Genomic DNA, 11,956 nt, shown 5'->3' with positions numbered 1-11,956 from the left:
CGGCCGAAAGGTTTTTCTTTAAACGGTTTTGTCTTCCTCCGTGACCACCGTCGTATCCGGTCTCACGTCTGCGTGCTGGTAATCCGAAATTTCGTTCTGCTGTGTGGCAATAATCGATTCTTTTTCTGCCAGTTCTTTTTGCAGCGCCTTCACTTTTCTCTTTAAGGCATAGTTCCGTGCCATTGCCACCATGACACTCAGCAGAAAGCCGAGCAGCGCCGACACGAGTATGACGAGGATCAGCGGCCATTGTGCTTCACCGAATACATAATTCACCGGTACCTCTTCGACATTGACAACGGCAAATACAGCGATAATAACAGCGAATACGAGTCCGATTAATAAAAGCCATTGCAATTTCACCTGCAGCTCTCCCTTCAAATAAAAAAATGGAACAAGGTCTTCTTAACTATACCCTGTTCCATTCTCCTATTAAACTTACACTACAGGCTCGTCAGAACCCCATTTCGTTTTCTCTTCTTTTTTCTCGATATCGATTGGTCCTTTTTTGTTCAATTCCTTTTTCTTCAACACCAGCCACAATTGCGCGGCAATGAAGATCGAAGAATACGTACCTGCCACCAAACCGATCAATAACGCAATCGAGAAGTTGGTGATGGACGGAGCGCCGAAAATCAGGAGCGCGATAACAACCAGCACAACCGTCATCACGGTGTTGACCGAACGGACGAGCGTCTGGCGCAAGGAAACATTGACCACGTTCTCCAATTGTTCGACTGCCTCGATTTTCTTCATGCGCTTCATGTTTTCACGGATCCGGTCAAACGTAACAATCGTATCGTTGATCGAATACCCGACAATCGTCAGCACCGCCGCGATGAATGTGATATCCACTTCCAGACGCAATAAGCTGAATACCGCTACGATGAAGAACGTATCGTGTATCAAAGCTACGATTGAGGCAACACCCATACGCCATTCGAAACGGAAAGCGACATAGATGATGATGCCGACTGCTGCTATGGCCAGCGCGTATAATGCATTCTGGATCAGCTCAATGGAAACTTGGTTTGATACAGTCGAAACGTTGGGTTCCTGACCGTATTCGTCAATCGCCGCCTGCTTTAATTCCTCGATTTGATCCTGGGAGAAGTCATCCCCGTAACGTGCTACCCCGATATTGGATTCATCGCCGGAAATGACCACATCGTCCGAAGGATAACCGGTCTCTTCAAGGAACTCTTCCACTTCTGCCTGAGTAAGCGCGGAATCGGAAGTTACTTCAACTCGTGTACCGCCTGAAAAATCAATGCCAAGGTTCAACTGGAAGAGGCCGAGCACAATCCCACCCGCTGCAATCAAGGCCAGTGAAGCGGCAAAGAATTTATTGCGGTTACCGGCAAAATCATACCGGTCGAATGGCGTGGTCAGATCCGTAATGTCTTTTTCTTCCGAAAGATTGTGAATCTTATCCCGCTTCAACCCGAACCAGCCGGATTTGTTGTCGAGGAAACCGCTGTGGACCCAAAGCCCAAGCAATAAACGCGAACCCCAAACCGCTGTAAGGAAGCTGGAAAGAATGGAAATGATCAACAAAGTCGCAAATCCCTTTACGGAACTCGTACCGAAATAGAAAAGTACAGCTGCCGCAAGAAGCGTCGTCACGTTGGCATCAATGATGGCCGAGAACGATGAACGGGCGCCGATGCGGAATGAATCCTTCACGGATTTTCCTGTCCGCATTTCTTCACGGATCCGCTCGTATGTGATGATATTGGCATCAACTGCCATCCCGACACCGAGCATGATCGCTGCAATACCCGGCAATGTCAGAACGCCGCCGATCCACACGAAAATCACCAGGATCAGGAAGACATAAACCGATAAAGTGATGAATGCGATGATTCCCGGGAAACGGTAAAAAACCAGCATGAACAATAACACTAAGCCGATACCTACCGCAGCGGCAAACGTTGTTTTATCCAAAGCTTCTTCACCAAATTGGGCGCCGACAGAAGTGGAATAAATCTCTTCCAATTCGACCGGAAGAGACCCGGCATTCAGGATGCCTGCAAAGTTCTGCGTTTCTTCAACAGTGAACGCCCCTGTAATTTGGACACTTGGCGAATTGATGCGCTGGTCAACAGACGGAGCAGAAACGAATTTCGGGTCTTCTTTCAACCGTTCTTCCTCATAGGAATCGACGCCTTCTTCAAAGTCCATCCAGATCACCAAAACATTCTCGCCGAAAGGACGCTGCGAAATTTCGCCTGTAATTTCGGCGAATTTGCCTGGATCTTTCAATTCAAGCGACACGATCGGCCGGCCGCTTTCATCAAACGTGCCTGTTGCCCCGCCTTCTTCAAGGTCGGAACCGTCCATCAGCAGATTATCGTCGGCATCGCGGAAAGTCAGGTTCGCTTCCGTCGACAGCAGTTCCCGGGCTTCTGACTGGTTTTCGACGCCTGCCAGTTGAACGCGGATCCGGTCTTCTCCTTCAATCTGGATAACCGGCTCGCTGACACCGAGAACGTTGATGCGGTTCATCAATGCGTCAGTCGTGTCGGCCAGGACGTCGTTTGTAATTTCCGTGTCACTGCCTTCAAGAGGCGTGACTTCATACAGGACTTCAAATCCCCCCTGCAGATCAAGGCCCAGTTTAATATCTTTTGCTATAGGCATACTCGTGGTGCCAATCATTCCTATCAGTACAATGACCAGTAAGAAAAAGGCGATGATGCGACCTCTTGCTTTCATATGTAATAATTCCTCCTCAATCTCAAAAACACAGCACTTTCATTATGAAACAGCTCCTGAACCCTGTCAAATTGAATCCGGTTTTTTGGGTGAAGGCCGGAGCAGCTGTTCCAGGTCGTCTTGTTTTATATCGGAAAACCAGTTATCGCCTTTCAGGCCTTCAATCTGGTGGTAAGCGACAAAGTCGGAAGCCGTCATGTCCATGATGTCATTGACCATTTCATAAAGGCGCATTTCACCGATGTCTTTTTTCCGCCATTTTTTCTTTATGCAGTATTGCCACAGATCTTCCGATGTGAATGTATCGTATTCAAAATGATAGAATTCCGAGAGTTTGCTTTCAAGAAACGGCAGAACTTTTTCGTATTGGTCAGCATAGTCCGGCATCATTTTCACCTCTTCATTTTACTTATATTTTTTTATTGGCTTGAAACTGAAAATAACAATTCAGTGAACACTGCTGAAATTAGTGTAAAAAAAATCGCCTCCGGATCGAAGGCGAGCTTTCTTATACGGTTTGTTTTGCAGAATCCACAACGCGGGCAATTGCCTGGCGTTCGAATTGCATACGTGTTCCGTCTGCTACTGTAATGTAGATGGTCGTGTCGTCAACAGCATCCACTTGGCCGTGAAGTCCACCGATCGTTACGATACGGTCGCCTCGGCGCAATTCCGCCTGCATGTTCGCCGTTGCTTTCTGGCGTTTTTGAGCAGGACGAATGATGAAAAACCACATCAACAAGAACATCAATAGTAAAGGTGATAAAGCGATTAAAGTATCCATTGTTCAAATTCCCCCTTTCACTCTCTCTATTTTCTTAGACTCAGAAATTTTTGGCGTTGGGCTTGTTGAAACCGTATGCTTCAAAAAATTCCTCGCGGAAATCTCCCAGGCGGTCTTCACGAATCGCTTGACGTACCTGCTCCATTAAGTTTAACAGAAAACGGAGATTATGATAACTAGTAAGTCTAAGTCCGAACGTTTCATCTGCACGAATCAAATGATGCACATAGGCCCGGCTGTAATTTTGGCATGTGTAGCAATCGCATTTCTCATCAATCGGGCCAAAATCACGTTTAAACGCTGCATTTTTCACATTCAAACGACCGGTGCTGGTCATCAATGTGCCGTTTCGGGCGATGCGTGTCGGCAGCACGCAGTCGAACATATCAATGCCGCGGATGGCGCCGTCGATCAGTGAATCGGGAGAACCGACGCCCATCAAATAACGCGGTTTGTTAAAAGGCATCAACGGCGTCGTGAATTCGAGCGCACGGTTCATGACGTCTTTCGGTTCGCCGACGGACAAACCGCCGATGGCATATCCCGGAAAATCGAGTGATACGAGATCCTGTGCGCTTTGTTTGCGGAGGTCTTCGTATTCGCCGCCCTGGATGATGCCGAACAAGCCCTGGTCTTCCTTGCGTCCGTGGGCTTCGAGGCAGCGTTCCGCCCAGCGCGATGTCCGTTCGACACTTGACTTCATGTACTCATGGGACGCCGGATAAGGCGGGCATTCGTCAAATGCCATCATGATGTCAGAACCCAGATCGTTTTGGATCTGCATGGCTTTTTCCGGACTCAAAAACAGCTTGTCGCCGTTCATATGGTTGCGGAAATGGACGCCTTCTTCTTTGATGTTGCGGAATTCGCTCAGCGAAAACACCTGGAAACCGCCGGAATCAGTCAGGATGGGACGGTCCCAGTTCATGAATTTGTGCAGGCCGCCTGCTTCTTTCACTACGTCGTTTCCAGGGCGCAGCCACAAATGATACGTATTGCTCAAAATGATGCCCGCGTCCATGGCTTTCAGTTCTTCCGGCGACATCGTCTTGACTGTCGCCTGTGTGCCAACCGGCATAAATGCCGGCGTTTCAAATGAACCGTGCGGCGTGTGGACGATACCAAGCCGCGCACCGGTCTGCTTACAGGTTTTTATGTGTTCGTACGTTACTGCTTGAGTCATTCGTGAGTCTCCTTTTTCTGTGGTTCGATAAACATCGCGTCTCCAAAGCTGAAGAAACGATACCGTTCTTTTACAGCTTCTTCGTAAGCGTTCAAAATATGGTCACGGCTGGACAATGCACTGACCAGCATGACCAGTGTCGACTTTGGCAAATGGAAATTGGTGATCAGGCCATCGATGGCCTGAAACCGGTAGCCGGGATAAATGAAAATATCCGTCCAGCCGCTGTCTTCCTGCAGGTCGCCATCAAATTTCCGTGCCACGGATTCAAGTGTCCGCGTCGATGTCGTACCGACGGAAATGACGCGTCCGCCCTGCTGTCTGGTCTGGTTGATCAAATCGGCTGTCTGCTGGCTGATGCGGTAAAATTCCGCATGCATTTCATGGTCTTCAATCGAATCGACCGACACCGGACGGAACGTTCCAAGTCCGACATGCAGTGTGATAAAAGCGATTTCGACCCCTTTTGCGCGGATCCGGTCCAGTAATTCATCAGTAAAATGAAGCCCTGCAGTCGGCGCCGCAGCGCTTCCCCGCTCTTTGGCGAAAACGGTCTGGTAACGGTCCTGGTCCTCCAGCTTTTCACGGATATACGGCGGCAACGGCATTTCGCCGAGTGCATCCAGTATTTCGTAGAAAATGCCGTCGTAGATCATCTTGAAATGGCGGCCTCCGTGTTCGAGGATCCCTGTACACTCGGCGCGCAGCAAACCGCCGCCGAACGACACAACCGTCCCGACTTTCACTTTCTTGGCCGGCTTGACGAGCGTTTCCCATACATCGTCTTCAATTTGCTTGAGCAGCAGCACTTCGATATTGGCACCAGTGTCTTCCTTTGTCCCCATCAAACGCGCCGGCAGAACACGGGTATCATTCAAGACGAGCGTATCCCCTTTGTGCAGATGGTCGATAATGTCGCGGAAATGGCGGTGTTCGACCGCTCCCGTCTCTTTGTCCAAGACCAGCAGACGGCTCGCCGTACGGTCAAGGAGCGGCGTCTGTGCAATCAATTCTTCGGGTAACTCAAAATCAAAATCAGTGACATTCAATTCTTGTGTGGATTGTTTAATATGTGTCATTCAGGCATCTCCATTTTAAAGTGTTCATAGGCAGTTTGTGTCACAATGCGGCCTCTCGGGGTCCGCTGGATAAAACCGATCTGCAGCAGATACGGTTCATAGACGTCTTCGATGGTCGTCGATTCTTCTCCGATACTGGCAGCGATCGTATCAAGTCCGACCGGTCCTCCGCGGAAACGCGTCATCATGCCGGTCATCAATTTGTGGTCGATGTGATCGAGGCCGAGCGGGTCGACCTGCAGCATTTCCAGTGCCTGTTCGGCCATGTCCATCGTAATCGAGCCGTCCCCGCGCACCTGAGCGTAATCACGGACGCGTTTCAGCAGCCGGTTGGCAATACGTGGTGTCCCTCTCGAGCGCCGTGCAATTTCGACTGCCGCCGCCGGATCTATATCCGCTTCGAATAATTTGGCACTGCGGACGACGATTTCCGTCAATGCTTCCGCATCGTAATAATCCAGCCGTGACAATACGCCGAAACGGTCACGAAGCGGAGCTGATAAAGCGCCGGCCCGTGTTGTGGCCCCGATGAGCGTGAACGGCGGCAAATCGAGCCGCACCGAACGCGCCGCCGGGCCTTTGCCGACTACGATATCGAGGCAGAAATCCTCCATCGCCGGATACAGCACTTCTTCGATTGAGCGGTTCAACCGATGGATTTCATCGATGAACAGCACGTCTCCCGGTTCCAATGACGATACAATCGCCGCCAAATCTCCCGGCCGCTCGATTGCAGGGCCGCTCGTCATTTTGACGCCGACTTCCATTTCATTGGCGATGACCGCCGCAAGCGTTGTTTTCCCAAGCCCCGGAGGTCCGTGCAGCAGCACATGGTCCAGGCTTTCTTCGCGCATTTTCGCCGCTTCGATGAAAATCGACAAATTATGTTTTACTTTGTGCTGGCCGATGTACTGCGACAGATACTGCGGCCGCAGCGATTGCTCAAAGCGTTCATCAAATTCCGAAATTTCGCTGCCGATGACCCGTTCTTCCATGCCGTCCGCCTCCTTTTTGTCAGTTTTGTTTCAATAATAATTGAAGGGCTTTCTTCATAAACCCTTCTGTGTCCAGTTCCAAACCTTTCAGCTGCGGTTTGACTTTGGCAATTTCCCGGTCGGAATAACCGAGCGCGCCCAGCGCCAGCATCGCTTCTTCCAGCTCCGCTTCGTCACCCGACAGCAAAGACGGCGTATCTTCCAGCGGTGCGCTGTCGCCGAAAAACTCGGTCAGTTTCCCTTTCAGGTCTAAAATCATCTGGCGCGCCGTCTTTTTGCCGACGCCCGGAAACTTGACGAGAAACTTCTCATCTTCCCGTTCAATCGCATCGATCACGTGCTGCGGCTGGCCGCTCGCTAAAATGGCCAACGCCCCTTTCGGTCCGATACCGGAAACCGAAATCAGCTTGCGGAACAATTCCCGCTGTTCCAGTGTCGGAAATCCGAACAGCAGATGTGCATCTTCCCGCACATGATGATGCAAAAACACCTGCAGCTCTTCCGTTCCGAACGAATATGGATTCGGCGCAAAAATCTGCCAGCCGATCCCCTGCTGCTCCACTACTAAATATTCAGGTGTCACACGTGTAACTGTCCCTTTTATGTAATCGTACATGATACGTTCTCTCCTTCATTTCAACTCAGTAATTATAGCATATTTGTTCGGTATAGACGACACAAACGCCGCACGGCCTTTCATGTTAAAATAAAAGCAACGACAGATAAAGAGGGGACCTATATGAAAAAACTATACGGTGAAGAACGCCGCCAAATTCTCCTGGAAAAAATAAAAACAGCCAATAAACCGCTGACCGGCAGCGAACTCGCCGCAGTTGCACAGGTTTCCCGGCAAGTGATCGTCGGTGACATGACCTTGTTGAAAGCAAAAGGCGAGCCGATTCTGGCGACCAGCCAGGGCTACCTTTATATGAACAATGAAACCGGCCGCGTGGAGACGAGCCGCCGCATCGCCTGCCGCCACCAGCCGCAGGACACCGAGCAGGAACTGATGGTCCTGGTCGAAGCAGGCGTCACCGTCAAAGACGTGTCGATTGAACATCCGGTTTACGGCGAACTGACGGCCGGCATCCATGTCTCCACACCGCAGCAGGTCGCCGATTTCATGAAACGCGTCCGTGACACCGGCGCCAGCTATCTGCTCGAATTGACGGATGGCACTCATCTGCACACCATCACTGCAGCAAACGACGCTGCGCTCGACCGCGCGGAAGCCGCCATGCAGGAACATGGCTTTTTGCTGGAGGACAGCGAGTAACAGCAGGTTGAAACGTCGAAAACCCGAAGCCGTTTGACACGGTTTCGGGTTTTTTTGGTGAGACGTGCGTTTATGCGCGTTTAAAAGATTTTTTGCGCGTTCGGCGACGGGTTATGCGCGTTCATTTCATTTTTTGCGCGCTCACAGATTTTTTCGCGCGTTCCACGAAACTTATGCGCGTTCGCCATTTTTCGACATTGAAAAAGCCAACTTCAACCATTAACATGGAAAACCTCAGCAGCTTTCGCACGAAAAGCCACCCCTACCCTATTGGAACTTTCCTTTTCAGATAAACCTCCACAAGTTCGACATCTTCCGCCGTAAGGTTGTCGATTTCTTCAATCGACTGTAGCAATTCCAGGACTTGCTCATTGTGAGTCTTTTTATTCCTATTGCCGAAATAACTGGTGATCGAGCTGGTGAAAGTTCCGATGATGCCGATTCCGACAAGCATCAAAATCACTGCCAGCACCCTTCCCAATGGAGTGGTTGGTGAGATATCACCGTATCCGACAGTCGTAGTCGTGACAATAGCCCACCACAAAGCATCGGAAAATGTATTGATGCCCGGCTCTACCAGGATGATGGGAATCGGGATGATGAACAACAGGACAACAGCAACAGTCAGAAGCTTGTCGAGTCCATTGGTTCTCAACAAACCATAAACTGGCTTGACGAAGCGCGAACCAATCCCGACTAACCGGAGAATCCTAAAAAACCGGACAAAACGGGCTGCTCGAAAGATGGCATCCAACGGGATGATGGCAATCAATTCAAACGGGTGCTTTTTCACATACTCCCACCGGTCTTTTGCAAGCACAAGTCGTATGGTGTAATCCAGGACAAATACCATCCAAATGATTCGGTCATAGAGGACTAGAGCATCATTGTCCGAAAAAGCAAAAAACAGCGAAACAATGATCAATAACAGCATAAAAATTTCATAATGGATGACGTATTTTTTCATCAGTTCTTCACCTGCATTCGGCATGAATTCTGTTCATTTTTTTAACCTGTACATCACAAAAAGCACCCTGAAGTAACGGGTGCTTTGCAAAATCAGCAGTTATAGGTAAAACTGTCTCTTTCTCACGAACGGTACGTATAATACGAGCCCAGCGTCTTCACTTTGCAGCCAAGGGCGGCCAATTCCTCGAATGCGCCCCGCATCATTGTCGCGGTCTCGTCTTCCAGTACGTCGACGATAAAGAAATAATCGCCGAGCCCTGTTTTCAACGGACGGGATTCGATCTTGCTCAAGTTTAGCTGGCGCCATGCAAAGACCGACAGCACTTGATGAAGAACGCCTGAGCGGTCATCATTCGGCGGCGAAATCATCAGCGTCGTCTTGATCTGCCCTTCATGTCCCGGATTTTTCAATTTGTGATTGGTTTTGGACAACACAAAAAAACGGGTGTGATTAAAATGGAAATCGTGAATTTCGCTATGCACAATCGACAAGCCGTATTTCTTGGCTGCGAATTCATTGGCAATCGCTGCGATGTTGCGCTCCGGCAGTTCACTGACCATCTTGGCCGCTCCTGACGTGGAGCCGAATTGTTCGATCGGTGTATTTTTATATGTATAGAACAAAAACTTATGGCATTGCGCAAGTGCATGCGGGTGCGAATAAATCGCTTCGTATGAATCTGCTTCCACATTGTCGGGATGCACCATCAAATGCATGCCGATTGGCGATAGCACTTCCGCCGTCACATAAAGCTGCGCTTCATGAAAAAGGTAATCGACTGTCAATGGCACTGATCCTTCCAACGCATTTTCCAGTGGCACGACCGCGTAATCCACGCGGTCTTCAGCCACTGCTTCTATGCATTCGGGGATAGTGGCAAATGGCAGCAGGTTACTGTCCGGAAACGCTTTGGCAGCAGCCAAATGGGTAAATGACGCTTCCGGTCCCAAATAAGAAATTTGTTTTTGCACAGGTTGTCCAGCCATTCCAATTCTCCTCCACTTAATATGATCCGCTTGATACAATTTCAGCAGACTCGACAAAATCGAGTTTTTTCAGGTGTTGCAGAAATGTTTCCAAATCCACCGACATCGCCGTCACATCCAGGGACAGCGTCACATTCGCCCGCCCCTGAATCGGAATGGTCTGGTGGATGGTCAGTATGTTGCAGCGCACGTCGGCTACTGTCTGAAGCAGCGTCGCAAGCGTGCCTGACCGGTCTTCCAATTGCAGAAAGACCGTCAGAATCCGTTCTTTGACGATGGAATGGAACGGAAAAACCGCATCCCGATATTTGTAGAATGCACTGCGGGAAAGTCCGGTTTTCGCCACTGCATCCAAAATGGACACACGGTCACGCTGCAGCATCTTTTTCACTTCCAGCGTCTTGACCATCGCTTCTGTCAGCACATCTTCACGTACCAAATAATACTTCTGTTCCGCTATATCCTTCATTACAAAAACCCCCGCATCAAGAGAAACTTCACCCAGTGGAAACATCTTCCTCCCACTGAGGAAAAACAGAGTATAGGCTGCAAACGCCGCGTCCTGCGGCGGCGCCTATGGGACCGACATCCTGCCGGCCCGATCAACCGGGCTTTTACAGTCAGCAGGGCCACCGCTTCAAAAAGCGGAAGCTTGCCTTTCCGTTAAAGCGGGATCAGTCGATAAATTCAAACTCGAATTCCAGGAGGCGAACCGTATCGCCGTGTTCGGCCCCGCGTTCGCGCAGTGCATCATCGATTCCCATGCCCCGCATCTGGCGGGCAAACCGGCGAATGGAATCTTCCCGTGAGAAATCCGTCATCTTGAACAGACGCTCGATGGCGTATCCGGACAAGACATAAGCACCATCAGGATCACGGGTGATTTCAAAGCCTTCACGGTCTGATTCGTGTTTGTACAATACCGTGCTGTCTGATTCTTCATCCGACTCGTCGATCAATGGGAATTCCGGTGTCACCTCGAGAAGGTCCGCCACCGCGAACAGCAAATTGGACAAGCCTTGACGGGAAAGTGCAGAAATCGGGAAAATACGGGCATCTTCCGGCAATTTCTTACGGAATTCAGCCAAGTTCTCTTCAGAATCCGGCATATCCATTTTATTGGCCACAATCAATTGCGGACGTTCGGTCAGCCGCAGATTGTATTGTCTCAATTCTTCGTTGATGGTGACGTAATCTTCGTATGGGTCGCGCCCTTCCATGCCTGACATATCGACCACGTGGATAATGACCCGTGTACGTTCGATATGGCGCAGGAACTGATGACCAAGACCGACACCTTCGTGTGCGCCTTCGATTAATCCCGGCAGATCGGCTACAACAAAACTGCGGTTATCTTCCGTCTGGACCATCCCCAAATTCGGCACGATGGTCGTAAAGTGATATTCCGCAATTTTCGGTTTGGCCGAAGAAATCACTGACAGCAACGTCGATTTCCCGACACTCGGAAAGCCGACAAGACCCGCATCCGCCAATACTTTCAATTCCAAAACGACATTGCGCTCTTTACCCGGCTCCCCTTTTTCCGACAATTCCGGAGCCGGATTGGCAGGTGTGGCAAAACGGGAATTCCCCCGTCCGCCGCGGCCACCGCGTGCGATGACTGCGGTCTGGCCATGCTCGACCAGGTCGGCGATGGTTTCGCCGGTATCCGCGTCTTTGACGACCGTACCCGGCGGAACTTTGATGACCAAATCCTGTGCTTTGGAGCCGTGCTTGTTGCTGCTCATACCATGTGTTCCGCGCTCTGCTTTAAAAATCCGCTTGTAGCGGAAATCCATCAGTGTGCGCAATCCTTCTTCGACGATAAAGACGACGTCCGCCCCTTTGCCGCCGTCGCCACCGGCAGGACCTCCGTTCGGCACATATTTCTCACGGCGGAACGCGACCATACCATCGCCGCCGTCCCCACCTTTAACATAAACTTTTACGTGATCGACAAACATA

General features: G+C 50.2%; 13 protein-coding genes. 1 reads left to right on the top strand and 12 read right to left on the bottom strand.

The features are described from left to right. Positions 1–18 precede the first annotated feature (18 nt). The 8 genes from EEX84_RS01005 to ruvA all read right to left on the bottom strand — a co-directional run bounded on the left by EEX84_RS01005 (position 19) and on the right by ruvA (position 7,375). Positions 19–363, bottom strand: a complete 345-nt coding sequence (locus tag EEX84_RS01005) for a LapA family protein (protein WP_123163712.1) — start codon at positions 361–363, stop codon at positions 19–21. 75 nt (positions 364–438) lie between these two features. Beyond that, a complete protein-coding gene (gene secDF, locus EEX84_RS01000; protein ID WP_123163711.1) occupies positions 439–2,718 on the bottom strand; it encodes a protein translocase subunit SecDF in 2,280 nt (759 codons plus the stop codon). A gap of 66 nt (positions 2,719–2,784) precedes the next feature. Continuing rightward, the gene (locus tag EEX84_RS00995) at positions 2,785–3,108 is read right to left on the bottom strand and encodes a post-transcriptional regulator (protein WP_240033889.1); all 324 of its coding nucleotides are present in this window, start codon (positions 3,106–3,108) and stop codon (positions 2,785–2,787) included. 118 nt (positions 3,109–3,226) lie between these two features. Next, positions 3,227–3,502 carry a preprotein translocase subunit YajC gene (gene yajC / locus EEX84_RS00990; RefSeq protein WP_123163709.1) on the bottom strand — a complete coding sequence of 92 codons (276 nt, stop codon included), beginning with the start codon at positions 3,500–3,502 and terminating at the stop codon, positions 3,227–3,229. A gap of 40 nt (positions 3,503–3,542) precedes the next feature. Then, positions 3,543–4,685, bottom strand: coding sequence for a tRNA guanosine(34) transglycosylase Tgt (gene tgt / locus EEX84_RS00985; protein WP_123163708.1), 1,143 nt, complete (start codon positions 4,683–4,685; stop codon positions 3,543–3,545). Beyond that, a complete protein-coding gene (queA, locus tag EEX84_RS00980) occupies positions 4,682–5,734 on the bottom strand; it encodes a tRNA preQ1(34) S-adenosylmethionine ribosyltransferase-isomerase QueA (protein ID WP_123164027.1) in 1,053 nt (350 codons plus the stop codon). The genes tgt and queA overlap by 4 nt, the downstream gene beginning before the upstream one ends. A gap of 26 nt (positions 5,735–5,760) precedes the next feature. Then, positions 5,761–6,759, bottom strand: coding sequence for a Holliday junction branch migration DNA helicase RuvB (gene ruvB / locus EEX84_RS00975; protein ID WP_123163707.1), 999 nt, complete (start codon positions 6,757–6,759; stop codon positions 5,761–5,763). Positions 6,760–6,778: 19 nt separating this feature from the next. Next, a complete protein-coding gene (gene ruvA, locus EEX84_RS00970; protein WP_123163706.1) occupies positions 6,779–7,375 on the bottom strand; it encodes a Holliday junction branch migration protein RuvA in 597 nt (198 codons plus the stop codon). Between the two features lie 123 nt (positions 7,376–7,498). Between ruvA and EEX84_RS00965 the strand changes: the two genes are divergently transcribed. Continuing rightward, on the top strand, positions 7,499–8,035 hold the full coding sequence (locus EEX84_RS00965; RefSeq protein ID WP_123163705.1) for a transcription repressor NadR: 537 nt from the start codon (positions 7,499–7,501) through the stop codon (positions 8,033–8,035). Between the two features lie 262 nt (positions 8,036–8,297). Here the strand turns inward: EEX84_RS00965 and EEX84_RS00960 are convergent, their stop codons facing one another. The 4 genes from EEX84_RS00960 to obgE form a co-directional block, all read right to left on the bottom strand. Then, positions 8,298–9,002 (bottom strand): potassium channel family protein, encoded by a 705-nt coding sequence (locus EEX84_RS00960; protein WP_123164026.1) that lies wholly within the window; start codon positions 9,000–9,002, stop codon positions 8,298–8,300. Between the two features lie 122 nt (positions 9,003–9,124). Beyond that, positions 9,125–9,991, bottom strand: coding sequence for a prephenate dehydratase (gene pheA / locus EEX84_RS00955; RefSeq protein ID WP_123163704.1), 867 nt, complete (start codon positions 9,989–9,991; stop codon positions 9,125–9,127). A gap of 16 nt (positions 9,992–10,007) precedes the next feature. Next, positions 10,008–10,460, bottom strand: a complete 453-nt coding sequence (locus tag EEX84_RS00950; protein WP_123164025.1) for an ACT domain-containing protein — start codon at positions 10,458–10,460, stop codon at positions 10,008–10,010. Positions 10,461–10,665: 205 nt separating this feature from the next. Then, positions 10,666–11,955 carry a GTPase ObgE gene (gene obgE, locus EEX84_RS00945; RefSeq protein WP_123163703.1) on the bottom strand — a complete coding sequence of 430 codons (1,290 nt, stop codon included), beginning with the start codon at positions 11,953–11,955 and terminating at the stop codon, positions 10,666–10,668. Position 11,956 lies beyond the last annotated feature (1 nt).

The organism is Planococcus salinus, from assembly GCF_003719725.1.
GTDB classification, from domain to species: domain Bacteria; phylum Bacillota; class Bacilli; order Bacillales_A; family Planococcaceae; genus Planococcus; species Planococcus salinus.
The sequence above is the reverse complement of the archived record's forward strand: the minus strand, read 5'-3'. Positions and strand labels throughout refer to the sequence as shown.